The organism is Amycolatopsis sp. NBC_01307 (genome assembly GCF_035975215.1).
Taxonomy (GTDB): domain Bacteria; phylum Actinomycetota; class Actinomycetes; order Mycobacteriales; family Pseudonocardiaceae; genus Amycolatopsis.
In genome coordinates this window covers 9,009,121-9,034,449 of sequence record NZ_CP108403.1, presented here as the reverse complement: position 1 = coordinate 9,034,449, position 25,329 = coordinate 9,009,121, and the positions used below count along the sequence as shown (strand labels likewise).

The window sequence follows — 25,329 nt, the reverse complement described above, 5'->3', positions numbered from 1 at the left end:
CTGGTCTTTTACGGCGATTCGTCGACCCGATTTGCCTCACTCGCGCGGGTGAAGTGATGAGCGCCTCGTTGCACTGCAACTCGTTGCATAGGACTCTCAGAGGATGGCACTGGAGCACGCGATCCTCGTTTCACTGTCCGAGCGCGCCGGCTCGGGCTACGAGCTGACGCGCCGGTTCGAGAAGTCGATCGGGCTCTTCTGGAGCGCCACCCACCAGCAGATCTACCGCGTGCTGAAGCGGATGGAAGAGGCCGGCTGGGTCGCCGTCGACGTCGTCGCGCAGTTGGGGCGGCCGGACAAGAAGGTCTACACGGTCGGCGAAGGCGGACGCGCCGAGCTCGTCCGCTGGCTGAGCGAGCCGGACCCGTCGGCCGGGCCCGTCGAACTCGCGGTGAAGATCCGCGGCGCGAGCTTCGGGGATCCCGGCGCCGTCGCGGCGGAGATCGTCCGGCACCGCTCCGCGCACGCCGAACGCCTCGACGTCTACCGCCAGATCGAGAAGCGCGACTTCCCCGCGCCCGGCGCCCTCCACGGCCGGCACCTGCACCAGTACCTGGTCCTGCGCGGCGGCATCCGCGTCGAAGAGGGCCAGGTCGAGTGGTTCGACGAAGTTCTCGCTGCTCTCCACCACGAGAAGGACGCCTGATGACCGACTACCCGAACTTGCTGGCCCCGCTGGACCTCGGCTTCACGACGTTGCGCAACCGCGTGATCATGGGGTCGATGCACACCGGCCTGGAGGACAAGGCCGCGCACTTCCCCGAGCTGGCCGAGTACTACGCCGAGCGCGCCCGCGGTGGGGTCGGGCTGATCGTCACCGGCGGGTTCGCGCCGAACCGCACCGGCTGGCTGCTGCCGCTCGCCTCGAAGCTGACGACGGCCGCCGAGGCGCGCGAGCACCGGCAGCTCACCGCGCCGGTGCACGAGGCCGGCGGCAAGATCGCGCTGCAGATCCTGCACGCGGGCCGCTACGCCTACCACCCGCTGAGCGTGTCCGCGTCGAGCCGCAAGGCGCCGATCAACCCGTTCCGGCCGCGCGCGCTGACCGGTTACGGCGTGCGTCAGCAGATCCGCGCCTTCGCCGACTGCGCCGCTCTCGCGCGCGAAGCGGGCTACGACGGCGTCGAGATCATGGGCTCCGAGGGCTACCTGATCAACCAGTTCCTGGCCGAGCGCACCAACAAGCGCACCGACGCCTGGGGCGGCACGGCCGAGAAGCGCCGCCGGTTCGCCGTCGAGATCGTGCGCCGGACGCGCGAGAAGGTCGGCGACGACTTCGTCATCATCTACCGGCTTTCGGTGCTGGACCTGGTGCCCGGCGGCCAGCCGTGGGAGGACGTCGTCGCGCTCGCGAAGGACGTCGAAGCCGCCGGGGCGACGATCATCAACACCGGCATCGGCTGGCACGAGGCCCGGGTGCCGACGATCGTCACGTCGGTGCCGCGCGCCGCGTTCACCTGGGTCACCGGGAAGCTCAAGCCGCACGTCGGGATCCCGGTGGTGACGTCGAACCGGATCAACATGCCGCAGGTCGCCGAGGAGGCCTTGGCCCGTGGCGACGCCGATCTGGTGTCGATGGCCCGGCCGTTCCTCGCCGACCCGGAGTGGATCCGGAAGGCCGAGAGCGGCCGCGAGGACGAGATCAACACGTGCATCGCCTGCAACCAGGCCTGCCTCGACCACGCCTTCAAGCGCAAGCTCGTGTCCTGCATGGTGAACCCGCGCGCCGGTCACGAGACGACGTTGACGCTCACCCCCACGCGGCGCGTCAAGCACATCGCCGTCGTCGGCGCCGGGCCCGCCGGGCTGTCGTCCGCCACCGCGCTCGCCGAGCGCGGGCACCGGGTCGAGCTGTTCGAGGCGGACGACGAGATCGGCGGCCAGTTCGGCATCGCGCGGAAGATCCCCGGCAAGGAGGAGTTCGCCGAGACGATCCGCTACTACCAGCGGCGCCTCGAGGTGACCGGCGTGAAGCTGCACCTCGGCACGCGCGTCACGGCGGCGGACCTGACCGACTTCGACGAGGTCGTGGTGGCCACGGGTGTCACGCCGCGGGTGCCGTCGCTGCCCGGCATCGACCACGCGAAGGTGCTGTCCTACGTCGACGTCGTCCGGCACGGCAAGCCGGTCGGCGACCGGGTCGCGGTGATCGGCGCCGGCGGGATCGGCGTCGACGTCAGCGAGTTCCTCACGCACCTCGGCTCCCCCGCGCTCGACCTCGACGCGTGGATGGCCGAATGGGGCGTCACCGATCCCGAGCACGCGCCCGGTGGCCTGGCCGAGCCGAAGCCCGAGCCGTCGCCGCGGCAGGTCTACCTGCTGCAGCGCAAGAAGTCCGGGATCGGTTCCGGGCTCGGCAAGACGTCCGGCTGGGTGCACCGCGCCGCGCTGAAGGCGAAGGGTGTCGAACGGATCCCCGGCGTCACCTACGACCGCATCGACGACGCCGGTCTGCACATCACCGTCGACGGCCGGGCGCGGCTGCTGGAAGTCGACACGGTCGTCGTCTGCGCCGGTCAGGAGCCCGTGCGCGCACTGGCCGACGAGCTGCGGGACCACGGGCGGCCGGTGCACGTGATCGGCGGCGCCGACGTCGCCGCCGAACTCGACGCGAAACGCGCGATCGACCAGGGCACGCGGCTCGCGGCCGCGCTGTAGCCCGGGAGGCGTCCGGCACTGGCAGGATGAACCCCGTGCGAGACGTATGCGTGATCGGGCTCGGGCTGATCGGCGGTTCGCTGCTGCGCGCGGCGGCCGCGAGCGGCCGCACGGCGTGGGGAGCGGCGGTTTCCGAAGTGGACGCCGACGCGGCGAGCAGAGCGGGGTTCGACGTCACGACCGACGTCGAGGCCGCGCTCCACCGGGCCGCCGCGGACGACGCGCTGGTCGTGCTGGCCGTGCCGCTGCCGGCCGTCGAAGACCTGCTGCGCCTGGTCGCCCAGCACGCGTCGCACTGCCTGCTCACCGACGTCACCAGCGTCAAGGCGCCGGTGCTCGACGCCGTCCGCCGCCGGGTGCCGTACACGCGCTACGTCGGCGGGCACCCGATGGCCGGGACGTCCCACTCGGGCTGGCTGGCCAGCGACGCCGCGCTGTTCCGGGGCGCCGCGTGGGTGGTCGGCGTCGAGGACGACACGGACCTCGAAGCGTGGGCCGAAGTGGCGCAGCTGGTGCTCGACCTCGGCGCGCACGTCGTGCCGCTGCCCGCGGAGTCGCACGACGAAGCCGTCGCGCGGATCTCCCACCTGCCGCACCTGCTCGCCGCGATCCTCGCCACCATCGGCGCCGAAGGCGGCCCGCTGGCGATGTCGCTCGCGGCCGGCTCCTACCGCGACGGGACGCGCGTCGCGGGATCGAACCCGCACCTGGTGCGCGCGATGACCGAGGGCAACCGGGACGCGCTGCTCCCGATCGTCGACGAGGCCCTCGGCCGGCTTGGCGCCGCGCGCGGTTCGCTGGCCTCGACCGGCGGCCTGGCGGCGACGATCAACGCGGGACACGAAGGCGCGCAAGCGCTTGCGGCCGGCCTGGACGCCGAGCGGGCGGGCGTGCGGATCAGCCTGGCCGCCCCGGACGCGCGGGACGGCCTGATCGCGCTCGGCGAGCGCGGCGGCCGGATCACCGGCCTCGCGGACGGCGTCGCGACCGGCGAGGTCCAGTAGGAAAGTCCGTGAATGCCACATTCAGGGACGGTGAGTCCGTGAATGCCACATTCACGGACACTAAGGCCCTCAATGTGGCATTCACGGACTTGGGAACCTACTGAGCGGGCGGGGCCGGCGGGGTAGCCGGGGGCGGGTTGTCCGGGGTGTTGTCGAACTTGTTGAGGAAGTCCTTCGCCTTCTCGACGCCGCCGTCGATCTGCGAGTCGTGGCCGGCGAACTTCGACTTCGCGAAGTCGGCCGCCTTGTCGAGGCCCTGCTCGATCTTGTCGTTGTGCTCCCGCAAGGCGTCTTCGGCCTTGCCCTTCAACGCGTCGAAGTCGATTCCCATGAGTGCATTGAACAGCACTCGTGTCACGTACGCCTGTGGTAGGGCAAAAACCGCCTGACCAGCCGCAACGGCGTGTGTTCGACCAGGTCCGGCCCGCGGACGGCGTCGAACGCCGACTCCAGCTGGTCGACCACGCCGGCCAGCTGCTCGCTGTCGGGCAGCGGCACCGATTCCGGCGTCCGCTGCTCGCGGATCGACGCCGCCAGCTCCTCGATCGCGGTGGTCAGCAGCTCGACGTCCGACGGCGACGGCGGCGCCACCCCACGCCCGATCGTCACGCCGACCTCGGTGACGGCGTCCGCGACGCGTTCCTGCGCGGCGATCACCGGCCACCACGCCACCGCCTGGCGGCCGTTGGCCGACGGCTCGACGACGACCTGCTGGAACGCCGTCCGCAGGTCGGCCAGGGCCCGGTAGGCGCCGCGCCGGGCCCGGGACCGCGCCAGCCGCGCGTCGCCCGACGAGGCCTCGACCAGCGCGCACTCGACGTACTTCGCGACGGCGTCCAGCCCGTCGGCCAGCCGGCCGCCGACCTGCGGACGACGGCTGCCGGGCCACAGCAGGTACCCGAAGACGAGCACGATCACGCAGCCCAGCACCGTGTCGACCAGCCGGGCCACGACGACGTCCCAGCTCGCGGTGTTCGCCAGGTCCATCTGCAGGATGATCAACGGCGTCACGAACGCGCTGAGGATGCCGTAGTTGCGCACCTTCCCGACCGCGACGCCGCCGGCGAAGATCGCGATCAGCGCCACCAGGATCCAGCCGCGCCCGCCCGCGACCAGCACGGCGGCGCCGATCCCGACGCCGACGACCGTGCCGATCCCGCGCAGCACCGCGCGGCCGAAGACCGAGCCGAAGTCCGGCTTCAGCACGATGCCGACGGTCAGGGTGAGCCAGTAGGACCGCTCCAGCGGCACGAGCAGGCCGACGACCTCGGCGATCGCGACGCACAGCGTCAGCCGCAGGGCGGCGATCCAGGTCAGCGGGCCGGACGCGAGCGAGCGCACCCAGTCCCGCAGGCGCCGGTACCAGGGCGCCTGCTCCCGGCGCTTCCGGTCGTCACCCTTCCCGATCCGGACCAGCCCGGCGTAGAGCGCGGCTCGCAGCGGGTCGGCGTCGTCGGCCGGCTCCGGCGGCGGCTCGGGCAGCGGCTGGCTCGCCAGCACCGCGGCCGACAGCGCGACGAAGTGGTCGATGACGTCGCCGGACACCCGGCGGCCGGCGTTGACCAGCGCCACCGACGCCTCGACCGCGGGGGTCGTCGCCGAGAGCAGGTTGAGCAGCTGCCGGTAGGCGGCGTCGCGGCCGGAGAGCCACGAGCGCGCGGTGAGCAACTGGTCGTAGGCGGTGTTCATGGCCGTGGTCAGCCGGTGGCGGGCCACCCGCGAGACGGCTTCGTCGGTCGCCGAGAGCATCGCGGCCAGCTCGACGTAGACGTGCGCGACGGCGCTGCGTTCGGCGCTGGTCGCGCGGACCGTCCAGGTGACGAGCGCGACCAGCAGGCTCCACGCGGCGCCGACGCAGAAGTAGCCGAGCAGGATCTCGACGCGGACGCCGGTCGCGTGCTGACCGGTGCCGAGCACGCAGAACACGAACATCTGCAGCCCGGCGACCGAGGCGTTGCTGCCGGCCGCGCTGATCAGCGCGGACACCGCGGCGACCAGGATCACCGCGGGCACGGACAGCGCCGGTGTGCCGCCGGTCAGCAGGCCGACGACGTACCCGGCGGTGGCGGCGAGCGTCGCGCCGCCCAGGCGTCGCGCGCGGTAGCGGTACGGCCCGGCGGACTCGGACAGCACGGCGGGCAGGGCGCCGGTCGAGATCAGGGCGCCGACGGCGATGTCGCCCGCCGCGAAGCCCACGCCCAGCGGGACGGCGAGGGCGAGCACGGCCCGGGCGACCATGTTCCAGGGCACCGGGACCGGCTTGCTCCGCAGCAGCTGGACGAGCCAGTGCGGCGCGGCGATGTCGGGACGCGGCGTGCTCACGCCCCCATCTTGACCTACGCTGCCGGGAACGCTTAATTATCAACCTGTCAACAACGCGGGAGGTTCCGGTGGGCCGCAAGTACTCCTTCGAGGTCAACCGCACGAGCACGGCGCCGCCGGCGGCCCTGTTCGCGCGCGAGGCGGACGGCCCGCGCTGGGCGGAGTGGGGAAAACCACTGATCATCCAGGCGAGCTGGGCCCGGCAGGGCACCGACGAGCCGAACGGCGTCGGCGCCGTCCGCGCGGTCGGCCTGTGGCCGGTGCTGATCAAGGAGGAGACCGTCGAGTACGAGCAGGACCGCCGGCACGTCTACACGTTCTTCGGGAACAACCCGATCAAGGACTACCGGGCCGAGGTGTTCTTCACCCCGACCGTCGACGGCGGCACGCACCTGCGCTGGACCGGCTCGTTCACCGAGCCCGTGCGCGGCAGCGGCCCGATCCTGGCCGCCGGCCTGAAGAACGTCATCCGGCTGTTCTCGGCGAAGCTGGTCAAGGCGGCCGAAACCGGGCACTGACCTGGGTGCGCCAGGCCACACAAGATCGTTTGACGCAACTTCGCGCCCCACCCCCGCGTCACCCTTTCGGGTAGTCCTCGACTACCGCGTGAAAGGGGGACGTGGGGATGTTCAGCAAAAAGCGACACGGACGAGTGACAGCAGTGGTGGCCGCGGCGGTGTTGACGCTCGCAGCGTGTTCGAGCGCCCAGCCGGCGCCGCCCGAGCCCAGCCAGCCGAACCCGGCGCCCGGCGGCGGCCCCGGCTCGACGCCGGCCGGGCCCTACGCGTTCGGCACCGTGCAGCAGAAGGCGCCCGCCGCGGCGAACGGCGAAGTCCAGGTCGTCCGCAAGATCAGCACCGACAAGCCGTACGTCTTCCTCACGATGGACGACGGCGCGGTCAAGGACCCGGACGCGCTCAAGCTGATGCAGCAGTCCGGCACGCACCCGGTGCTGTTCCTGAACCAGAAGTACGTGAAGGGCCACGAGGCCTACTTCAAGCAGATCCTCGACGCGACCGGCGCGACGCTCGGCGACCACACGGTCGACCACCCGAACCTCAAGGGCAAGCCGTTCGAGTTCCAGCGCAAGGAGATCTGCGACGACGCCGACGACTTCCAGAAGGGCCTCGGCGTCCGGCCGGTGCTGTTCCGGCCGCCGTTCGGCAACTACGACCACAACACCCTGCGCGCGGCGGCCGCGTGCGGGATGCGCGTCGCGGTGCTGTGGACGGCCGCGGTCAACGACGGGCACGTCCAGTTCCAGGCCGGCGACAAGCTCAAGCCGGGCGACATCGTGCTGATGCACTTCCGGAAGACGTTCAAAGAGGACTACACGGCGTTCGTCGAGCAGGCGAAGAAGGACGGGCTCACACCCGTCCCCCTCGCCGACTTCCTCGGTTAAAGCACCACGGTCGGCGTGACGACGGTCCGGCGGCACGTCACGTCACCCAGGTGCACCAGGATCTGCGTGGTCCCGCGCGGCACGTTGTCGAGCACGAACCGGCCGCCTTCGTCGGCGGTCGTGGACGTCGTCCCGTGCTCGGCCACCCGCACCTCGACGCCGTACTGGCCGGCCGGCACGAGCCAGCCGTCGATGCGGTGCTGCTTGCCGATCTTGGTCAGGTTGATCATCACGGTGAGGTCGCTGACGGTGAAGGTGATCGTGCCGGTGCCGCTGCCGCGCACGCCGGCGAGCGTGTCGAGCCGCTCCCAGCGGGCGACCTCGACGTCGAGGTCCTCCAGTGCGAGCGCGAACTGGACCCGTTGCACGAGGTCGTCCGGCGGCGGGTCCAGCTCGTCGAGGAAGCGGCCGATGTCGGCCAGGAGCACGTCGTCGGAAAAGGCCTCGCCCGGCGTCCCGAGGTCGTTCATCGGCTTCCCCCTTCACTGGCGAGGAGATCGCGCATCTGGTCGAGGCAGCGCCCTCTGGTCGGTCCGACGCTGCCGCGCGGCATACGCAGCGCTTCGGCGACGAGCTGGTACTCCGCGCGGCCCGCGAGGACGGTCAGCCGGAGCAACTCCTGACAGCGGTGGGGCAGCCGGACGAAGGCGCGCCAGACCCGGCGGTCGCGGTCGGCGCGGACGGCTTCGTCTTCGGGAGCCGGTTGGGTGCTGGGCATGGCTTCGGCCACCTCGTCGCTCAGCGGGACGGGCTGGATGCGGCGGCCGTGCGGGTGGGTCGCTTCGCGCCGGGTCGTGGTGATCAACCAGGCGGCGAGCGCCTTGGGATCACGCAGCTTCCCGAGCTGGCTGAAGAGGGCGAGCCACACGGTCTGGACCACGTCCTCGGCGACCGAGCGGTCGAGCCCGTTGGCCCGGGCCACGTGCCAGACGAGCGGGGTGAGCTCGTCGACCAGGCGGGCCATCGCCTGGCGGTCGCCTTCTCTCGCCGCGTGCATGCAGGCGGCATGCAGCTCGGCGCCGGTCAGGCCCTCCCAAGGAGGATCAACCTCTGCGGTTTGCACGTCGGTCACCGTATCTGCCCCTCTTCGGAAACGTCTTCGAGTCGGCTTCGGCAGTATCGCGGGTCCTTCGGGGGGAAGGAGCGTGCAGGTGGATCTCGGATACATCAAGTCTCTTAGTTCGTCGGTCACGCTCGCGGTCAACGGCTGCGGGGGAGGTACCGGCCGACGCAGGCGTGTGGACTCGCGCCGACCGGTACTCCCCTCCCTCACGGGCCCGCTCCCCAACGGGCCCCGCCGGATGACCCCTCCCCCGAAGGGCACCCGGCCGACGGCGTCCGGGGGCCCCCTCGGCTCCCGGCCACCGCGTTTTCCTCCGAACCCGGCACCCCCTGCCCGATCCGATCTCCGTGCTTGGCTGCTCCACAGGACGCAGTGGCGGGACCGCCAGATACACGGATGCTCGAGAATTTCCGAAGATCGACGGAATGCGGCTACTTGATCACCGAGAGTGCACCGGCAAGCGTTTGCGCCCACCGCGCGTAGCCCGCCGGACCCGGGTGGAAGCGATCCGGCGCGAAGGCCTCGGGGTCGAGCAGGCCGGGCGCCATCGGCACGTGCGTGACGCCGGGAACGCGCGCCACGGCGGCGGCCGCCGCGTCGAGCGCGCTCGACCGGGCGGCGAGGACGTCCCGCAGCGGCCGCGGCAGCGACGGGAAGCGCGCCATCGGCGGGACACCGGCGAGGACGACGTCTACCGGGCCGAGGCGGCGGCGCAGGTCGACGACGAGGGCCAGCAGGTCACGGCGGTAGCCGGCGGCGGTCCGCAGCTCGATCGTGTCGTTGACGCCGAGGGCGATCACCACGAGATCGGCGGGCTCCACCAGCGGCGCCAGCTCGGCGCGGACGGTCCGGGCGTTGGCCCCGGTCCGCCCGACGGCCTGCCAGCGCACGGCCCGGCCGCCCTGCGCGAGCTCACGAGCGAGGCAGCCGGTCAGCGCCTCTTCGTGGGTGGCCGCGCCGACGCCGTCCACTGTGGACTCCCCGAGCACGGCCAGCCGGAACGGCTCCCCCGCGCCCGCGACGACGCCGTCGGCAGGCCCGGCGGCCCCGGGCAGCCGCGGCGTCGTCCGCTTGACGTAGACCGCTTGGGCGGCGAGGAGGAGGATCACGCCTCGACGTTAGCTGGCGCGGTTCTTCTCTTCGCGCATCTTGTGCCAGCGCTCGTACATCCCGTTGAGCTCTTCGAGCATGAACGACAGGAAGTCCCGCATCTCCGCGAGCCGGTCGCCGGCGGGTGAACCTTCGCCCAGCGCGTCGATGCCGTTCTCGGCCGCGTCGCGCCACATGATGATCATGCGGTCGCGCTTGAGGAACGTGGCGTACCAGAGGTCGTCGAAGAGGCGGTAGTGGTCGCGGCGCTCGCCGGGCTCGCGTTCCTTGGCGACCAGGCCGATCTGCTCCAGGAAGCGCACGGCACCGGAGACGGCCGCGGGGCTGACCGACAGCTGGGAGGCCAGGTCGGCCGCGGTCAGGCGGCCCGCGTCCGTGGTCATCAGGGCCGCGAACACCCGCGCGGACATGCGTTGCATCCCGATCTGCGAGAGCACCAAGGCCAGGCTTTCGACGTACCGGCGGACGGCGTCTTCATCTCGCTTCGTGTCAGGCGTCGTCATCCGGCCATCCTCTCGCACCACCCAGTCAAGATCACTCAGTCTAGACATTTTCTTAACTTCACAACTTCGTGAAATCAGTGTAGCTTCCGAAGCATGGAAAATGCCATCGCGATCTCCGGCTTGCACAAGTCGTTCGGCCGGACGAAGGCCCTGGACGGCCTCGATCTGCAGGTACCTACTGGGGAAGTACACGGATTCCTGGGCCCGAACGGCGCCGGGAAGTCGACCACCGTCCGGGTCCTGCTCGGCCTGCTCCACGCGGATTCGGGGGACGTCCGGCTGCTCGGCGGCGACCCCTGGAAGGACGCGGCGAGCCTGCACCGCCGCCTGGCCTACGTGCCCGGCGACGTCAACCTCTGGCCCAACCTCTCCGGCGGCGAGGTGATCGACCTGCTCGGCCGGCTGCGCGGCGGCCTCGACGAGAAGCGGCGCGCCGACCTGCTCGAGCGGTTCGACCTCGACCCGAAGAAGAAGGGGCGGACGTACTCGAAGGGCAACCGGCAGAAGGTCGCCATCGTCGCGGCGCTGGCGTCCCGGGTGGACCTGCTGATCCTCGACGAGCCGACGTCCGGGCTCGACCCGCTGATGGAGGCGACGTTCCAGTACGCCATCCAGGAGGAGCGCGAGCAGGGCCGCACGGTGCTGCTCTCCAGCCACATCCTCGCCGAGGTCGAGGCGCTGTGCGACAAGGTGAGCATCATCTCGGGCGGCCGCACGGTCGAGTCGGGCACGCTCGCCGAGCTGCGCCACCTGACGCGGACGTCGATCACCGCGGAGCTCGCCGGACCGCCCAACGGCCTGGCGACGCTGGCGAACGTCCACGACCTCAAGGTCGACGGCAACCGCGTCCGGTTCGACGTCGAGACGCGCTCACTCGACGAGGCTCTGCGCCAGCTGACCCAGGTCGGCGTGCGGAGCCTGGTCAGCCAGCCGCCGACGCTGGAAGAGCTGTTCCTGCGGCACTACACGACCGAGGCGAGCGCGAAGTGACCGCGACCCTCTCCCGTGAAACCGAAACCGCGCCGGCCCACGAACTGGCCGGCACCTGGCACCTGACGCGGCTCGCGCTGCGCCGCGACCGCGTGACCCTGCCGATCTGGATCGTGCTGCTCAGCGTCATCCCGGCGAGCACCGTCAAGACGTTCGCGCAGTTCTACCCGACCGACGCCGACCGCCTCGCGCTGCAGGCGGGCGCGACCGCGAACCCGTCGTACGCACTGCTCTACGGGCCGCCGTTCGACCTGACCAGTGCGGGCGGGTTCATCGCCTGGCGCATGTGCGGGTTCCTGGCGCTGCTGATCGGGCTGATGGCGGTCTTCACCGTCACGCGGCACACGCGTGCCGAGGAGGACACCGGGCGCGCCGAGCTGCTCGCGTCCGCGGTCGTCGGCCGGTACGCGGCGCTGACCGCCGGGGTGCTGGTGGCCGGCGCGGCGAGCGTGCTGATCGGGCTGATCCAGGTCGGCTCGATGATCGGCGCGGGCCTGCCCGCGGCCGGCTCCCTCGCCTTCGGCGCGTCGATCGCGTTGGCCGGGCTGGTGTTCACCGCCGTCGCCGCGGTCGCCGTCCAGCTCGCCGAGTACTCCCGCACGGCCAACGGGATCGGCACGGCCGTGGTCGGCGCTGCGTTCCTGCTGCGCGGCGCCGGAGACTCCACTGTGGACGCTCGCTGGCTGTCGTGGCTGTCGCCGATCGGCTGGGTGCAGCAGATCCGCGCGTTCGCCGGCGAACGCTGGTGGGTGCTGCTACTGCCGGTGGCGCTGGCCTTGGTGATCGGCGCGGCCGCGTACTGGCTGCTCCCCCGCCGCGACGTCGGCGTCGGCTTCCTGCCGCCGCGGCCGGGCCCGGCGCGGGCGGCCGCGAGCCTGCGGTCCCCGCTCGCGCTGGCCTGGCGGCTGCACCGCGGCCCGCTGCTCGGCTGGACGATCGGGATGGCCGTCGTCGGCGCGGTGTTCGGCTCGATCGCCAGCGGCATCGGCGGTCTCGTCGGCTCGAGCCCGCAGGCGCAGCAGATCATGGAACGGCTCGGCGGCGCGCACGGCCTCACGCAGGCGTTCCTCGCCACGATGGCCGGTTTGTTCGCGATGGTCGCGTCGCTCTACGGCATCCAGGCCGTGCTGCGGATGCGCGGCGAGGAGACGGCGATCCGGCTCGAACCGGTGCTGGCGACCAGCGTCGGCAAGCTGCGCTGGGCGGGCGGGCACCTGGTGTTCGCGTTCCTCGGCACGGCGTTGCTGCTGCTGGCCGGCGGCCTGTTCCTGGGCCTGGCCAACGGGTTGCGCACCCACGACGTCGGCGGCTCGGTCGGTGACGTGCTGAGCGGGATGCTGGTCCAGCTGCCCGCGACGTGGGTGGTGATCGCGCTGGCGGTGACGCTCTTCGGCCTGCGGCCGGCCTACTCGGCCGCGGCCTGGGGCGTCGGCGCCCTGGCGCTGCTGATCAGCCTGCTCGGCCCGATCGTCAACGCACCGCAGGGCGTGCTGGACGTCTCGCCGTTCCAGCACCCGCCGAAGCTCCCGAGCCAGCCGTTCGTGGCGACGCCGCTGGTCTGGCTCCTGGTGGTCACGGTGGTGGCGCTGGGCGCGGGGCTGATCGGCTGGCGCCGCCGCGACGTCGGCTGAGGGCTCAGTCCTGGCTGGTGGTGGCGACCAGCGAGGTCGACGTCGGGGTCGGGGCGGTCGTCGGCGGCGTCGGCGAGACCGTCACCTGCACGAGGGTGGTCGACGTCGTCGGCGGCACGGTTTCGACGGCCGTGACCGTGGACGCGGGCGGGGCGGGGGCCGTGACCGTGACGGGCTGGATCGGCGCGGACGACGTCGGCGCCGGCTGGGTGGACTCGACGGGAGGCGGGGTCGGACGGCCCGCGACGAGCAGTGCGGCCACCAGCAATCCGGTGGCGAAGCCCGCCAGCCCGATCACCACGGCGGAGCCCCAGCTGGGTCGGGTGGACATCCGGGCACCCCCTCGCCACGCGCAGCGCAGATACGAGGAAACTCGCGTCGATCTTAACTCTCGTTACACCCCTCCGGCGGCTGCCGAACCGGTGACCCGGCCCGGCAACTGCCGGTCACGGCGTCTTGAGCCCGTCGACGACCACGCGGACCAGGTGCCCGCTGCCCGGCGCGTACCGCTCGACGGCCAGGCAGCCGACCATCAGCGCCCGCAGGTCGTCGCCGTCGATGTCGGTGCGGACGGCGCCGACGGCCTGCGCGCGTTCGAGCAGCACGCTGAAGGCGCCGCGGAAGTCGTCACCCGCGTCGGCCTTGAAGCCGATGCCGCCGGCCTCGGTGAGGGCGTCGCAGATGGCACGGTTGAGCGAAGCCTGCTTGATGACGCGGACGAAGTAGCCGAAGAAGACTTCGCCGGGGTCGGCCGCGTCGGCGAGACCGCGGGCCTCTTCGGTGAACTGGGTGATGCGCTCGAGGACGACGGCCTGGAACAGCGCTTCCTTGCTGGGGAAGTGCCGGTAGACGGTGCCGGCCCCGACGCCGGCCAGCCGCGCGATGTCGTCGAGCGGCACGGCCAGCCCGTCGGCGGCGAACGCCTCTTCGGCGGCAGCCAGGACCTTCGCCCGGTTGCGCCGCGCGTCCGCCCGCAGGCCGGTCTTCTCCATCGAGTTCCTCCTCGTTGACAACCGGAACGATGGCTCCGTATTGTCGTAAGCGGGTGCACCGTTCCGATTCAACGCACATCTTCTCAGGAGAATTCCGATGCCACGCAACGTGTCCGAGATAGCCGACCTCGTTCGCGCCGGGATGACCGCGCTGGACGCATCTGGGTTCGCTTCGCTGTTCGCCGCCGACGCGGTCTACGAGAAGCCGTTCCTGGGGCAGCGCACAGAAGGCCGCTCCGCCATCACCGCCGAACTCACCGCCGCCGGCGCACGAGGCCGCGCGCTCGGCGTGGCGAAGACCGAGGTCGAGGTGACCTTGACGGAAACGGGCTTCGTGCTCGAACTGGTCGCCGTCGGCGAGACGTTCGCGTTCCCGTCGTCGGTGGGGATCGTGACGGTCACCGACGGGTCGATCACCTCGTACCGCGACTACCCGAACGGCTCGGGCGCGTCCGCCGCCGCGCGCGAGGTGTTCGACCGGTTCCTGGCGGCGTCGGTGGAGAACCGCTGGGACGACCTCGCCGAGCTGTACGCCGAGGACGTGGTGATCGAGATGCCCTTCACCCCGGCCGGCGTGCCCCGGCTGACGAAGGGCCGCGAGGAGCTCCGTCGCCGCTTTCGCGCCGCGGGCGGCGTCCGACGGCTGGTCAAGGCGGAGAACGTCGTCGTGCACGAGACGGCGGACCCGGCGGTGCTGGTGGCGGAGTTCGACCTGCACGGGGAGATGGCGGGCGAGGCGTTCGCCTCGACGTACGTGATGGTCATGACGATCGCCGACGGCCGGATCACGCACTCCCGCGACTACAGCGACACGGCCGCGGCGGCGGAGCGGATCCGCCGGTTCACGGCGTCGTCGCCTGCTGGCTCGACGGCGGGATGAACAGGCGCTGGAACGTGCTCACCGAGTAGTCCCAGACCCCCGGCACCAGCAGGACCGCCAGCACCGCGAACACCGGGAAGATGAGCCGCTTCTCCACCTTCTTGCCGGTGCGGAAGCGCAACGCCCGCGGCGGCCGGATCTCGTACCAGGTCTCGCCCGCGATGGGCACCGGGAACAGGAACGGGCAGCCGGCTTCGGTCAGCGCGTCACCGAGGCAGTGCGTCAAGCAGCCCGCCGCGACCGCGACGCCGAGCCAGCCCGTGATCGAGGCCAGCTCGCCCGCGCGGTCCGGTGGGGCGGTGAAGAACCACCACGCGACCGCTGCGCCGCTCACCGGCAGCAGCCAGTCGCCCAGTGCGCCTTCCGCCAGCATCAAGCCGAAGACCACCACGCCGACCACGGCCCACGGGCCGCCCGTTTCGGTGCCCCAGGACGTCAGCGCGCCCAGGCCGGCCGCGAACAGGACCGTGTGGGAGAGGTGGCGGTGCTTGCCCGTGACGTTCTCGTCGCGGGGGCCCTTGGTGAGGGCGTAGATGCCCGCCGAGACGCGGCGCAGCAGCCAGGACAGGGCGCCGGTGAGCCAGCCGAGGAGGCGGGACGCGCTCGCGCCGGGGTGGTCCAGGTCGGGCAGCAGAGCGAAGCCCGCTGTCGTCGCGGCGAAGACCACCGCTTGGTGCACCGAGCCCGCGCCGACCGCGGGCGCGATGGCCAAGCCAGCGCACCACCCGGTCAGGGCATGTGTGCGCCCCATCATCGTGCCGCCCCCAGGATCCGCGAACCAGAATCAGACCGCCGGACCGTAGCGGGGGATCAGGCTTGCGGGTCCTCCGACACGCTCAGGTGTTCGGCCACGCCGGTGAGCTCGATCACCCGGCTGACGGCCGGGCTCGGGACGACCGCGAGCTGGACGTCCTGCTCGCCGGCCTGGCGTTGGGCGCGCAGCACCACGTTCAGCGCGGAAGAGTCGAAGAAGGTCACCCCGGTCAGATCGGCGACGACCCGCTGCGCGCGCTTGTCCGCGATCAGGCCGGCCAAGGCCTCCTGCAGCTGCGGGCTGGTGAGCAGATCGAGCTCACCCGTGACCACCACCCGGGGCTCCGTCGCTTCGGTGTCCAGCGTGATGCCGAACCCGGGCGGGGTGGCGTTCTGGTCGGCTGCGGGCATGCAGTTTCTCCTCGTCAGGCGCTGCTCCTGCGCCGGGTACGCGCCTGTTGTCTCAAGCGGCAACCGTGTCACCGTGCCTTTCACAGCCCGGGCAGGACCCCGCGCCGGACACGGTCAAGGCAACTCCGGGACCAACCCTAACCCAGCAGGCGACCGAGCCCGCCACGGCCGCCGCCCTTTCGCGTGGAGTGGTCACGTGCGATCGGATCCTGCCTGCTCACGGTGCTGTTCAGTGCGCACTGACGGCCTTGCGCTCGGCCCGGCGCTGCCGGAGGAACAGCTGCCGCCGTTCGATCTCGCCGAGGCCGCCCCAGATGCCGTAGGGCTCCTGCACGGTCAGCGCGTGCGCGCGGCACTGGGCGAGCACCGGGCAGGCCTGGCAGATGGCCTTCGCCCGCGTCTCGCGCCGCTCGCGCGCCGAACCCCGCTCGTTGTCGGTGTGGAAGAAGAGACTGCTGTCCGCACCCCGGCACGAGCCGCGCAGTTGCCATTCCCACTCTTCAGCAACCACAGTGGGCAGCCGGCTCACGTCAGCCATCTCGTTCCTGCCTTTCCCCGGATCAGCACGTCGACCGCTATGTGCCCGCCGGTGCAGCGGATCAAACGCGGGTTTGGTTTGCTCACACCACGGGCATCTCGCTGACCGGGCGTCGAGGGACACCGCAAGTCACCCAGCGCGAGTGCGGAGAAAGGAACAAACGTGGAGGACAACGCCCCGCTCGTGCCGGGAGGCGCGCAGGTCATCGAGGTGCGGACGGCCGCGATCCCGCACGTGGTGCCGACGTTGCGCACCATCGTGGCCGACATCGCGATGCGTCAGGACTTCGATCTCGACGCCGTCGAGGACCTCCGGATGGCGGTGGACGAGGCGTGCTCGCTGCTGCTGCCCGCCGCCTCGGACGGCAAGCTCACCTGTGTCTTCTCCTGGAGCGGGCCGCGCATCGAGGTTTCGGTGTCCGTTCTGTCGGACTCGCCCGACCACGGGGACGACACCGGCCTCTCCTGGCAGCTGCTGACCGCGCTCGCGACGTCGGCCGAGCGGACCGTGACCCCCGAGGACGGGCGCTACCTGTCCCGGGTCGACCTCGTCCGGGAGAGCCAGGCGGCCGGCTCGTGACCGATGCCGCCGGGAGCAGCGGGACGGGCCTCGACGTCAGCGCGCTGTTCACCCACCTCGCCGCTCTGCCGGCGGACTCCCCGGAACGGGAGCGCATCCGCGACACCCTGGTCCGCAACCACCTCGAACTGGCGCGCAACCTGGCGCGGAAGTTCCGCAACCGCGACGAGGCGATGGAGGACCTGGTCCAGATCGCCACGGTCGGGCTGATCCACGCCGTCGACCGGTTCGACCCGACGCAGGGCACGGACTTCCTGGCGTTCGCGGTGCCCACCATCTCCGGCGAGCTGCGCCACCACTTCCGCGACAACAGCTGGTCGGTGCGGGTGCCGCGGCGGCTGAAAGAGCTGAACGCGAACATCTCCGGCGCCCGCGAAGAGCTCACTGTGCAGCTCTCGCGCGCACCGCGCCCGAGTGAGATCGCCGCGCGGCTCGGCGTGCCCATCGAAGACGTCTACGAAGGCCTTCGCGCCGGTCAGGGCCGCTACGGCGCGTCGCTCGACCACCTGCTGGAGAACGCCGCGCACACGCGGTTCGGGGCGCCGGACGCCGAGCTCGGCCAGGCCGAGCTGCGGGAGGCGCTGCGCCCGATGCTGGACAGCCTGCCGGACCGGGAGCGCAAGATCGTGGCGCTGCGGTTCGGCTCCGGGATGAGCCAGTCGGACATCGCGCGCCGCGTCGGGGTCTCCCAGATGCAGGTGTCGCGGTTGCTGGCTGCGACACTGAAGAAGCTGCGTTCGGGCCTGGACGAATCCGAGCTGGCCGACGGCACCTGATTAGCTGCGCAAAGCCGTGGGTACTTCGCGGACAGTACCGAAAGCACAGGGAGGGGGACCCCGATGACGACGTCGAAGATGCCGCAGCGCATCGCCGCGGCCGCACCACTGACGGTGCTTCTCCCGTCGGACGTCACCGCCCCGGCGCTGGCCCGCCGCGAGGTCCGCGCGGCGATGGCTGCCTTCGGCCTGGACGAGGCGCAGCTGGAGGACGTCCTGCTGGCGACCTCGGAGCTGGTCACGAACGCCTTCGAGCACGGTGAACGCCCGCAGCGCTTCCAGATGGAGTACGCCGACGGCCACCTGACGCTGCGGGTGTACGACACCGGCCGGATGCTGCCCGAGCTGCGGGCGCCGTCCCCGGCCGAGGCACGCAGCCGCGGGCTCGTGCTGGTCCAGGCGCTGTCCGAGGACTGGGGCTTCGAGCGCTGCCCCGGCGGCAAGTACGTCTGGGCGATCTTCCGCGTCTCGGACCCGGCCTAGTCACAGCAGCTCGCGGGCGGCTGCCGTCTCCCCGATCCGCTCGCGGAACGGCTTGCGGTCCAGCGCCTCGACGATCGCGTCCAGCAGAGCGCGCAGCGAGTGCGGCAGCTCGGCCTCCAGCGCGTCCCACGCCTGATTCGTCGCCGTCCACTCGGCCTCTACCAGGGGCAGTACGTCACGCGTCCGGTCCGTGAGCGAGATGATCCGCTGCCGCGCGTCGGCGCCGGGTTCGAGCGTCACCAGGCCGGCCCGGCTCATCTGGGCGACCGTCTGGCTGGCGGCCGAGTGCGTCACGCGCAGCTCCGCGGCCAGGTCCCGGATGGCCAGCGGTCCCTTCGCCAGCAGCGCGCGCACGACCGGTGAGTACCGCGGCCGGTAGCCGTCGAGGCCGATGTCGCCGAGGAACTTCGCGACGTCGCCGTCGAGCAGTTCGAGGACGTGCCGCAGCCGGGTCCCCAGCCCGTCCGGACCCGAAGTCATGGCCATGACGGCCGATCATAGGTGTGCTTGGATCGCGGCATGGAGAACCGGAAGATCACCCGCCTCGGCCGTGAGGTCTCGGTCGTCGGGCTCGGCTGCTGGCAGCTCGGCGCGGACTGGGGCGAGGTCGGCGAGAACGACGCCCTCGCCGTGCTGCACGCGGCGGCCGACGCGGGCGTCACCTTCTTCGACACCGCGGACGTCTACGGCGACGGCCGCAGCGAGCGGCTGGTCGGCCGGTTCCGCGCCGACCACCCCGATGTCTTCGTGGCGACCAAGATGGGCCGCCGGGTCGACCAGGTGCCCGAGAACTACGTCGCCGCGCACTTCCGCGAGTGGAACGACCGGTCGCGTCGTTACCTCGGCATGGACACGCTCGACCTGGTCCAGCTGCACTGCCCGCCGACGCCGGTGTACTCCACGGACGCCGTCTACGACGCCCTGGACGCGATGGTCGAGGAAGGCCGGATCAAGGCGTACGGCGTGAGCGTCGAGACGTGCGACGAGGCACTGGCGGCGCTGGCGCGGCCGAACGTCGCGTCGGTCCAGATCATCCTCAACTGCCTGCGGCTCAAGCCGCTGGAGCGGGTGCTGCCGGCGGCGTCGGACGCGGGCGCCGGGGTCATCGCGCGGGTGCCGCTGGCCTCGGGCCTGCTGTCCGGGCGCTACACGGCGAGCACCACCTTCGCCGCCGACGACCACCGGAACTTCAACCGGGGCGGCGACGCGTTCGACGTCGGCGAGACGTTCTCCGGGGTGCCGTACGACGTCGGCCTGGAGGCCGTCGAGCGGCTGCGCGGGCTCGTTCCCGAGGGGCAGGCCCTCGCGCAGTTCGCCCTGCGCTGGATCCTCGACCAGCCGGGCCTGAGCACGGTGATCCCGGGCGCCCGCAACGCTTCGCAGGTGGCGGCGAACACCGCGGCGGCCGCGCTCCCGCCGCTGCCGGAGGAGGCGGCGGCCGGCGTCCGCGCGACGTACGAGGAGCTGATCCGCCCGCTGGTGCACGATCGCTGGTAGGCCCGGCATGATGGGCCGATGATGACGCCCGAAGAGCTCCTGACGACCACCAGGACGGTCCGCAAGCGGCTGGACTTCGACCGGCCGGTGCCGATCGACCTGGTGAAGCACTGCATCCAGGTGGCGCTGCAGGCGCCGAGCGGTTCGAACACCCAGCGCTGGCAGTGGCTGGTCGTCACCGACGACGCCCAGCGCGCGGCGCTGGGCGCGATCTACGGCCGGGCGTGCCACGAGTACCTGGAGTCGGGCAACGCGGCGGGCAAGCTGTTCGCGGACGACCCGACGCGGGCCCCGGTGCAGCAGCGGATCGGGTCGAGCGTGGAGTTCCTGGCCGACCGGATGGGTGACGTCCCGGTCCTGGTGATCCCGTGCCTGGAAACGCCGTCGGACGAGCTCCCGGCGGGCAACCAGGCGGGCCTGTGGGCGTCGCTGCTGCCGGCGGTGTGGAGCTTCATGCTGGCGGCCCGCTCGGTGACCCTGGGCACGGCGTGGACGACGCTGCACCTGAAGTACGAGCAGGAAGCGGCGGAGGTCCTGGGACTGCCGAAGAACGTCCACCAGGCGGCGATGATCCCGACGGCGTTCTACACGGGCGAGACGTTCAAGCCGGCATCACGCCAGCCCCTGGACGACGTGCTGCACATCGACCGCTGGTGACGTGGGCCGGAGTCCGGGGCCGGCTGGCCGAACTGTCGGCGGCCGACCCGGACTTCAGCCGCTTCGGCGCCGGGAAGCATCGGTACCGGCTCGAACCGCCGGTGCCGGCGGCGGAGATCGCGGACTTCGAGGCGCGCCACGGGGTGACGCTGCCCGAGGAATACCGCGGCTTCCTGCTGACCGTGGGCGGACACGGCGCCGGGCCGTACTACGGCTTGTACCGGCTGAGCGCGCCGGAATGCCCCGGCGAAGACGGCTGGCGGCCCGGGTTCCTCTCGACGCCGTTCCCGTTTACGGAGGCGTGGAACCGCGCCGAGCACCACCCGACCGACAACGAGATCCCCGACGACCTGTACTTCGACCAGCGGTGGATCACCGGCTCACTGAAAGTGGCCCACTTCGGGTGCGGCGCCTACTTCCGGCTGGTGGTCACCGGGCCGGAACGCGGGCGGCTGTGGTTCGACGACCGCGCGTCGGACGGGGGCGTTTCCCCGTGCGGCACGGGCTTTCGGGAGTGGTACCTGAAGTGGCTCGACGGCCGCGAGCCATGAAGGCCTCCTTGCCGGAGCGAAGGGGGGACGTCGGCAAGGAGGCTTCACGGCCTTTCGGCGGCCAGGTGGCTCTAGCGCACCGTCAGCGTCAGCCGCTGGATGCCCCACGCGTCGGCCTGGGAGCCCGGTAGCCAGACGTCGACGATGTCGTCCTTGATCCAGCTGCCGATGTCCGCGGCGTAGCACTCGCCGTAGCCCGGGACCGAGAACCTGGTGCCCCACGGGATGTTCCGGGCGTCGACCGCGCAGAAGCCCGGGCCCGCGCTGTAGCCCAGCGCCGTCTGGGCGACGTCGTTGTACGACGTGACGCGGTAGCTCAGCGTTGTGCCCGCCGGGATGCGGTAGGCCGCGAGGTGGTTGCCCGTGTCGAGGCGGTACGCCGTGGAGATCTGGCCGAGCGAGCCGGGTGAGTTGTCCTCCGCCGTCATCGCGTAGAGCTGGTAGTTCGCGTTCTGGCACGGGCTCGCGTCGGTCACCGTCAGGGTCGGCTGGCCCCAGTCGGAAATCCACTGCAGCGCCTGGCCGTTGCGGAACGCGCGGTACGCCTTCGCGCCGCTGACGCGGGCGAACGTGAACGTCACCTTGCCGTCCGTGCCGAGGCCGCCGCTGACGGAACCCGGTGCGGGCAAGCGGTTCGACACGTTCGCCGCGCCGACGAGCGTGCCGGGGCCGTGGCCGCCGGTGACCGGGCGGTCCGGGATCGTACCGGTGTAGAAGTGCTGGCACGCGGGCAAAGCCGCGGCGGACGCCGGGGCCGCGGGAGCCACGAGGAGGCTGCCGGCGGCGAAGGCCGTCAAGGCGATGATCCTGGCGAAGCGCATGACGGGGGAACCTCCATGGCGGGGACCGGAGCGGAGGTGAAACAGGTGGGAGGTGCGGGTTCGCCGCGCACCAGACGTTAAGTGGCCTGGACCACACAGTCAATAGGTCTAGACCTTTAAGTAACCAAAGCGACTAGAGGTAGCTGACCAGCTTCTCGGCGATGGCGGCCGGGTGGCTCAGCGGCGCGCAGTGCGGGCCGTCGGCTTCGTCCGGTTCGACGCCCAGCCGCGAGCGGGCCACGCGGCGCTGGAATTCCGGCGTGAAGAACCGGTCGTCGCGGAAGAGCAGCGCCCGGGTCGGGACGTCCGGGTGGGCCGGCAGCGGCCACGGCTCGTCCCACTCCTTGCTCACCTGATCGCGCCCGTGCGCCTGGCACTCGTCGGCCAGCGACGGATCGACGCCGTTGAAGAACTGCTCGGCCTCGCTCAGCCCGGTCGGCGCCGCGAACCCCGTGTTCCCCCACCACTGCCCGGGCTGCTCCCCCGGCGCCGGGATCATCCCGGCCAGGTACACCAGCACCCGCGCGCGGACCTTCGCCGCGACCAGCGGTGCGGTGAAGCCGCCGTACGAATGCCCGACGACGGCGACGTCCGTGCGGTCGCCCAGCGCGGCCAGCACCGTCTCGGTGAACTCCGCGAGCCCGGCGGCCGGGTCGGTGATCGGCAGGTCCGGGGTGACCGCGTCGTGGCCGCGGGCCGCGAGCTCGGGCACCAGCCGGTGGAAGTCCCAGCCGCTGCCACCGCCGCCGTGGATCAACGCGAACGTCGTCATGGCGGGTCAGCTCAGCAGCGGCGCAGCATGTCCGTCAAGGCGGTCTTCTCGCCCTCGGTCACGGTCAGCCCGTAGTAGTGCTTCACGACGATCCAGTCGGTCGCGTAGGTGCACCAGAACGCCACGAGCGGCGGCTTCCACTGGTCGGGCGCCTTGTCGCTCTTCTGCTGGTTGAGGTTGTCGGTGACGGCGAACAGCTGCGGCCGCGTCAGGTCGTTGGCGAACTGGCCGCGCTTCTCGGTCGTCCACGCCTTCGCGCCGCTCGCCCAGGCCTGGCCGAGCGGGACCATGTGGTCGATGTCGAGGTCGGTCGGCTTGGTCCACGTCTCGCTGTCGTAGACGCTCGTCCAGGTACCGGACGTCGCCCGGCACTCCTTGTCGGTCTTGACGTCCTTGCCGTCGCGCTTCAGCACGACTTCCCGCGTGTCACAGCTCGACCCCTGGCTCGCCCAGTGCGGGAACTTCTCACGGGAGTAGCCGTCCATGGACGTCCGCGCCGCGACGGTCAGCTCGCCGAGCTGCTTCTGCGCGTCGGCGGCGTTGACCGGGACGGGTCCGGAGGGGGCAGCGGAAGATGTCGACGGACCGGCCGGGGTCGCGCCCGCGCCTCTCGTCGCCCAGTAGCCGAAGAGGGCGATCGCGAGGATCGCGACTACCAGCAGGGTTCGCTGCGTCACGCTGAGCCGAAAGCCGCGGGCCGCCAAGATTTTCTCCTCTCACCCAGGGGTGCGCGCGGCGTAGTCTTCCTGCTGTCGACGTGGGAAAACCGCGTCGACACGACCGCCTGGCGCGAATGTGATCTCGCCCACCCCTAGCTGAGATGTCACATCGGGCCCATGAACTGCGACTACCGGAGCAAGGACCAGCCGGAGGGAGCAGGCCGATGCCCGGTCGGCTAAAGAAGTGGAACTCGAGCTTCGACGACTACGTGCAGCGCAAGGCCGCCGAAGGCGGCAACGTCGTCGCCATGGCCCGGATGGGTGCGGCGATGCGCGAGCGCGGGGAGCTCATCGAAGCCGAGTCGTGGTACCGCAGGGCCGCCATGGGCGGTGACCGCACGTCGATGACGGCGCTGGCGCACCTGCTCAACGAGCGCGGCCTCCTGGAGGAGGCCGAGCGCTGGTGGCACGAAGCGGCGCTGGCCGGCGACCCGCACGGGATGCTGAACCTCGCCCGCTCCTACGAACGGCGGGGCAAGCGCGACGACGCCCAGCACTGGTTCGGCGCGGCCGCGCGCACCGGCGACCTGTCCTCGATGGCCGCGCTGGGGCACCTGCTGCGTGAACAGGGCAAGACCGAAGAGGCCGAGTCGTGGCTGCGGCAGGCCTCCGACGCGGGTTACACCGGCGCGATGATCGACCTGGGCATCCTGCTGCGCGACCGCGGCCAGGCGGCGGAGGCCGCCCGGTGGTGGCGCGCGGCCGTGCTGGCCGGCGACCTCGGGGGCGCGTGCCAGCTGGGCAGGCAGGCCGAGCGGCTGGGCCGGCCCAGCGACGCCGAGACGTGGTACCGGCAGGGCGCGACCGGCGGCAACGTCGAGGCGATCGTCCGGCTCGGGCTGCTGCTGCACCGCCGCGGCGACCTCGAAGAGGCCGAGAACTGGTACCTCGACGCCGCCGAGCGCGGCGACCCGGCGGCGATGACGAACCTCGGCGTCCTGGCCCGCAACCGCGGCGACGAGGGTGAGGCCGCCGCTTGGTACCGCAAGGCCGCCGAGCACGGCAGCGTCCCGGCCCTGACCAACCTCGGGCACCTCGCCGAGCACCGCGAAGACCTCTCGGAAGCCGAGCAGTGGTTCCGCCGCGCCGCCGAAACGGGAGACGTCCAGGGCATGCTCAGCCTGGCCCGGATGCTCCGGTCGCGAGGGGCCGCCCACGAGGCCGAACTGTGGCTGGCCCGGGCGGAGCACGCCCAGGGCGACCACGAGCACCAACACTGATGCCGGAGGAATGAGCGAGAAAGTCACGCTCTGCCGACCATCACGGACCACGAATCACCCGAGTAGATCTATTGTGTGATCCAACTCACACCTCTAGCCTGGGGAAGCTCCCACCACCGAGCAGCTCCCGAGGAAGTGCCGCGATGCCGTGGTCACCGAATCACCCCGACTCCGTCGACGCGCTGTTCGCGCGCCGCGAGGCGCCGGTCCTCGCGCTGGCCGACGACGCGCGCAAGGTCGCGCTGGCGTGTCACGGCATGGCCCGGCGCTTCCACCGCGGCGGCAAGCTCGTCGTCTTCGGGAACGGCGGTCCGAGCACCGACGCCCAGCACGTGGCCGTGGAGTTCGTGCACCCGGTGATCGTCGGCAAGCGCGCGCTGCCCGCCCTCTCGCTGACCGCCGACGTCGCGACGGTCACCGGCGTCGCCAGCCGCGCGGGGCTCGACGACGTCTTCGCCCACCAGCTGCGGATCCTCGGCGAACCGGCCGACATCGCGCTGGGCATCTCCACCGACGGCGAGTGCGGCAACGTCCGGCGCGCCCTCGAGACGGCCCGTGACCTCGGCATGCTCACCGTCGCCCTGACCGGTGGTAACGGCGGCGCGATTGCCGCGACTACTGGGCTGGACCACGTCTTCACCGCTCACTCGGACGACCCGCGCGTCGTCAAGGAGGTACACGTGACGACCTACCACGTTCTGTGGGAGCTCGTGCACGTCTTCTTCGAACAACCGGGCGTGCTCACCCCGGAGGTGGCGTCATGAGCGCCAGTGACGCGGACAGAGCGGCTACCCCCGTCTGCCACGACGGGGTGTGCATCACCTGCTCGGACACCGCGGTCGAGGTGACCGTAGTCGAACTCCTGGACCTCGGGTTCGCAGTCGTGGAAACCGGCTCCGGCCGGGAAGAGGTGAGCGTGGCGCTGGTTTCGGCCGGCGTCGGCGACCGAATCCTGGTGCACGCCGGAGAAGCCATCGCTCGCCTGGAGAATTCCTAG

At 71.6% G+C, this 25,329-nt stretch carries 32 protein-coding genes; 17 read left to right on the top strand and 15 right to left on the bottom strand.

Translation table 11 applies throughout. The annotated features are described in order from the left end of the window. The first annotated feature begins 103 nt into the window (after nt 1–103). The 3 genes from OG439_RS40185 to OG439_RS40175 are packed head-to-tail and all read left to right on the top strand — an operon-like array spanning nt 104 to nt 3,662. Nucleotides 104–646, top strand: coding sequence for a PadR family transcriptional regulator (locus OG439_RS40185; RefSeq protein ID WP_326945711.1), 543 nt, complete (start codon nt 104–106; stop codon nt 644–646). Then, entirely contained in the window at nt 646–2,658 is a 2,013-nt protein-coding gene (locus tag OG439_RS40180) for an NADPH-dependent 2,4-dienoyl-CoA reductase (RefSeq protein WP_326945710.1), read from the top strand. Before OG439_RS40185 ends, OG439_RS40180 begins: the two co-directional genes overlap by 1 nt. Nucleotides 2,659–2,684: 26 nt before the next feature. Next, nucleotides 2,685–3,662 carry a prephenate dehydrogenase gene (locus tag OG439_RS40175; protein ID WP_326945709.1) on the top strand — a complete coding sequence of 326 codons (978 nt, stop codon included), beginning with the start codon at nt 2,685–2,687 and terminating at the stop codon, nt 3,660–3,662. Nucleotides 3,663–3,759: 97 nt separating this feature from the next. Here the strand turns inward: OG439_RS40175 and OG439_RS40170 are convergent, their stop codons facing one another. Together OG439_RS40170 and OG439_RS40165 are read right to left on the bottom strand one after the other, a co-directional pair. Next, nucleotides 3,760–3,993 carry an antitoxin gene (locus OG439_RS40170; RefSeq protein ID WP_326945708.1) on the bottom strand — a complete coding sequence of 78 codons (234 nt, stop codon included), beginning with the start codon at nt 3,991–3,993 and terminating at the stop codon, nt 3,760–3,762. Between the two features lie 23 nt (nt 3,994–4,016). Continuing rightward, on the bottom strand, nt 4,017–5,984 hold the full coding sequence (locus OG439_RS40165; RefSeq protein ID WP_326945707.1) for an FUSC family protein: 1,968 nt from the start codon (nt 5,982–5,984) through the stop codon (nt 4,017–4,019). A 68-nt stretch (nt 5,985–6,052) separates the two neighbouring features. Between OG439_RS40165 and OG439_RS40160 the strand changes: the two genes are divergently transcribed. Further along, nucleotides 6,053–6,502: an SRPBCC family protein gene (locus tag OG439_RS40160; protein WP_247060074.1), complete on the top strand. Its 450-nt coding sequence runs from the start codon at nt 6,053–6,055 to the stop codon at nt 6,500–6,502. Between the two features lie 143 nt (nt 6,503–6,645). Then, nucleotides 6,646–7,386: a polysaccharide deacetylase family protein gene (locus OG439_RS40155; RefSeq protein WP_326951737.1), complete on the top strand. Its 741-nt coding sequence runs from the start codon at nt 6,646–6,648 to the stop codon at nt 7,384–7,386. On the opposite strand, the gene OG439_RS40150 is transcribed toward OG439_RS40155, so the two are convergent. From OG439_RS40150 to OG439_RS40135, 4 genes are all read right to left on the bottom strand, one after another. Then, entirely contained in the window at nt 7,383–7,856 is a 474-nt protein-coding gene (locus OG439_RS40150) for a carboxypeptidase regulatory-like domain-containing protein (protein ID WP_326945706.1), read from the bottom strand. The genes OG439_RS40155 and OG439_RS40150 overlap by 4 nt on opposite strands. Continuing rightward, nucleotides 7,853–8,458 carry an RNA polymerase sigma factor gene (locus tag OG439_RS40145; protein ID WP_247060070.1) on the bottom strand — a complete coding sequence of 202 codons (606 nt, stop codon included), beginning with the start codon at nt 8,456–8,458 and terminating at the stop codon, nt 7,853–7,855. Before OG439_RS40145 ends, OG439_RS40150 begins: the two co-directional genes overlap by 4 nt. Before the next feature lie 422 nt (nt 8,459–8,880). Next, on the bottom strand, nt 8,881–9,558 hold the full coding sequence (locus OG439_RS40140) for an SGNH/GDSL hydrolase family protein (protein ID WP_326945705.1): 678 nt from the start codon (nt 9,556–9,558) through the stop codon (nt 8,881–8,883). Between the two features lie 9 nt (nt 9,559–9,567). After that, the gene (locus tag OG439_RS40135; RefSeq protein WP_326945704.1) at nt 9,568–10,062 is read right to left on the bottom strand and encodes a GbsR/MarR family transcriptional regulator; all 495 of its coding nucleotides are present in this window, start codon (nt 10,060–10,062) and stop codon (nt 9,568–9,570) included. A gap of 93 nt (nt 10,063–10,155) precedes the next feature. Between OG439_RS40135 and OG439_RS40130 the strand changes: the two genes are divergently transcribed. After that, nucleotides 10,156–11,052, top strand: coding sequence for an ABC transporter ATP-binding protein (locus OG439_RS40130; RefSeq protein WP_326945703.1), 897 nt, complete (start codon nt 10,156–10,158; stop codon nt 11,050–11,052). Beyond that, nucleotides 11,049–12,683, top strand: a complete 1,635-nt coding sequence (locus tag OG439_RS40125; protein ID WP_326945702.1) for an ABC transporter permease — start codon at nt 11,049–11,051, stop codon at nt 12,681–12,683. Before OG439_RS40130 ends, OG439_RS40125 begins: the two co-directional genes overlap by 4 nt. Nucleotides 12,684–12,687: 4 nt before the next feature. Here OG439_RS40125 and OG439_RS40120 read toward each other — a convergent pair whose 3' ends face one another. Further along, entirely contained in the window at nt 12,688–13,014 is a 327-nt protein-coding gene (locus OG439_RS40120; RefSeq protein ID WP_326945701.1) for a hypothetical protein, read from the bottom strand. A 115-nt stretch (nt 13,015–13,129) separates the two neighbouring features. Continuing rightward, nucleotides 13,130–13,675 carry a TetR/AcrR family transcriptional regulator gene (locus tag OG439_RS40115; RefSeq protein ID WP_326945700.1) on the bottom strand — a complete coding sequence of 182 codons (546 nt, stop codon included), beginning with the start codon at nt 13,673–13,675 and terminating at the stop codon, nt 13,130–13,132. Between the two features lie 97 nt (nt 13,676–13,772). Between OG439_RS40115 and OG439_RS40110 the strand changes: the two genes are divergently transcribed. After that, entirely contained in the window at nt 13,773–14,555 is a 783-nt protein-coding gene (locus OG439_RS40110) for a nuclear transport factor 2 family protein (protein WP_326945699.1), read from the top strand. On the opposite strand, the gene OG439_RS40105 is transcribed toward OG439_RS40110, so the two are convergent. The 3 genes from OG439_RS40105 to OG439_RS40095 all read right to left on the bottom strand — a co-directional run bounded on the left by OG439_RS40105 (nt 14,518) and on the right by OG439_RS40095 (nt 16,257). Further along, a complete protein-coding gene (locus tag OG439_RS40105) occupies nt 14,518–15,306 on the bottom strand; it encodes a metal-dependent hydrolase (protein ID WP_326945698.1) in 789 nt (262 codons plus the stop codon). The genes OG439_RS40110 and OG439_RS40105 overlap by 38 nt on opposite strands. 59 nt (nt 15,307–15,365) lie before the next feature. Continuing rightward, nucleotides 15,366–15,719 (bottom strand): STAS domain-containing protein, encoded by a 354-nt coding sequence (locus tag OG439_RS40100; protein WP_247060053.1) that lies wholly within the window; start codon nt 15,717–15,719, stop codon nt 15,366–15,368. Nucleotides 15,720–15,948: 229 nt separating this feature from the next. Beyond that, entirely contained in the window at nt 15,949–16,257 is a 309-nt protein-coding gene (locus OG439_RS40095; RefSeq protein WP_247060052.1) for a WhiB family transcriptional regulator, read from the bottom strand. Nucleotides 16,258–16,419: 162 nt separating this feature from the next. On the opposite strand from OG439_RS40095, the gene OG439_RS40090 reads away from it, so the two are divergent. From OG439_RS40090 to OG439_RS40080, 3 genes are all read left to right on the top strand, one after another. Beyond that, nucleotides 16,420–16,836 (top strand): anti-sigma factor, encoded by a 417-nt coding sequence (locus OG439_RS40090; RefSeq protein WP_247060051.1) that lies wholly within the window; start codon nt 16,420–16,422, stop codon nt 16,834–16,836. Continuing rightward, entirely contained in the window at nt 16,833–17,612 is a 780-nt protein-coding gene (locus OG439_RS40085) for a SigB/SigF/SigG family RNA polymerase sigma factor (RefSeq protein ID WP_326945697.1), read from the top strand. Before OG439_RS40090 ends, OG439_RS40085 begins: the two co-directional genes overlap by 4 nt. Nucleotides 17,613–17,675: 63 nt before the next feature. Beyond that, complete coding sequence (locus OG439_RS40080) at nt 17,676–18,095, top strand: ATP-binding protein (protein ID WP_326945696.1); 420 nt, start codon at nt 17,676–17,678, stop codon at nt 18,093–18,095. Here OG439_RS40080 and OG439_RS40075 read toward each other — a convergent pair whose 3' ends face one another. Continuing rightward, nucleotides 18,096–18,581 carry a MarR family winged helix-turn-helix transcriptional regulator gene (locus OG439_RS40075; RefSeq protein WP_326945695.1) on the bottom strand — a complete coding sequence of 162 codons (486 nt, stop codon included), beginning with the start codon at nt 18,579–18,581 and terminating at the stop codon, nt 18,096–18,098. A gap of 33 nt (nt 18,582–18,614) precedes the next feature. Here OG439_RS40075 and OG439_RS40070 point away from each other — a divergent pair, with 33 nt between their 5' ends. The 3 genes from OG439_RS40070 to OG439_RS40060 are packed head-to-tail and all read left to right on the top strand — an operon-like array spanning nt 18,615 to nt 20,800. Next, the gene (locus OG439_RS40070; RefSeq protein ID WP_326945694.1) at nt 18,615–19,592 is read left to right on the top strand and encodes an aldo/keto reductase; all 978 of its coding nucleotides are present in this window, start codon (nt 18,615–18,617) and stop codon (nt 19,590–19,592) included. Nucleotides 19,593–19,610: 18 nt separating this feature from the next. Beyond that, on the top strand, nt 19,611–20,249 hold the full coding sequence (locus tag OG439_RS40065) for a nitroreductase family protein (protein ID WP_326945693.1): 639 nt from the start codon (nt 19,611–19,613) through the stop codon (nt 20,247–20,249). Next, nucleotides 20,246–20,800 (top strand): SMI1/KNR4 family protein, encoded by a 555-nt coding sequence (locus OG439_RS40060; protein ID WP_326945692.1) that lies wholly within the window; start codon nt 20,246–20,248, stop codon nt 20,798–20,800. The genes OG439_RS40065 and OG439_RS40060 overlap by 4 nt, the downstream gene beginning before the upstream one ends. A gap of 71 nt (nt 20,801–20,871) precedes the next feature. On the opposite strand, the gene OG439_RS40055 is transcribed toward OG439_RS40060, so the two are convergent. From OG439_RS40055 to OG439_RS40045, 3 genes are all read right to left on the bottom strand, one after another. Beyond that, nucleotides 20,872–21,621 (bottom strand): 3D domain-containing protein, encoded by a 750-nt coding sequence (locus OG439_RS40055; protein ID WP_326945691.1) that lies wholly within the window; start codon nt 21,619–21,621, stop codon nt 20,872–20,874. Between the two features lie 133 nt (nt 21,622–21,754). Further along, nucleotides 21,755–22,393, bottom strand: a complete 639-nt coding sequence (locus OG439_RS40050; RefSeq protein WP_326945690.1) for an alpha/beta fold hydrolase — start codon at nt 22,391–22,393, stop codon at nt 21,755–21,757. An 11-nt stretch (nt 22,394–22,404) separates the two neighbouring features. Then, nucleotides 22,405–23,097, bottom strand: coding sequence for an HNH endonuclease family protein (locus OG439_RS40045; protein WP_326945689.1), 693 nt, complete (start codon nt 23,095–23,097; stop codon nt 22,405–22,407). Between the two features lie 179 nt (nt 23,098–23,276). Here OG439_RS40045 and OG439_RS40040 point away from each other — a divergent pair, with 179 nt between their 5' ends. From OG439_RS40040 to OG439_RS40030, 3 genes are all read left to right on the top strand, one after another. Further along, nucleotides 23,277–24,332 carry an SEL1-like repeat protein gene (locus OG439_RS40040; protein ID WP_247060041.1) on the top strand — a complete coding sequence of 352 codons (1,056 nt, stop codon included), beginning with the start codon at nt 23,277–23,279 and terminating at the stop codon, nt 24,330–24,332. Nucleotides 24,333–24,475: 143 nt separating this feature from the next. Beyond that, nucleotides 24,476–25,096 carry a D-sedoheptulose-7-phosphate isomerase gene (locus tag OG439_RS40035; RefSeq protein ID WP_326945688.1) on the top strand — a complete coding sequence of 207 codons (621 nt, stop codon included), beginning with the start codon at nt 24,476–24,478 and terminating at the stop codon, nt 25,094–25,096. Further along, entirely contained in the window at nt 25,093–25,329 is a 237-nt protein-coding gene (locus OG439_RS40030; protein WP_326945687.1) for a HypC/HybG/HupF family hydrogenase formation chaperone, read from the top strand. The genes OG439_RS40035 and OG439_RS40030 overlap by 4 nt, the downstream gene beginning before the upstream one ends.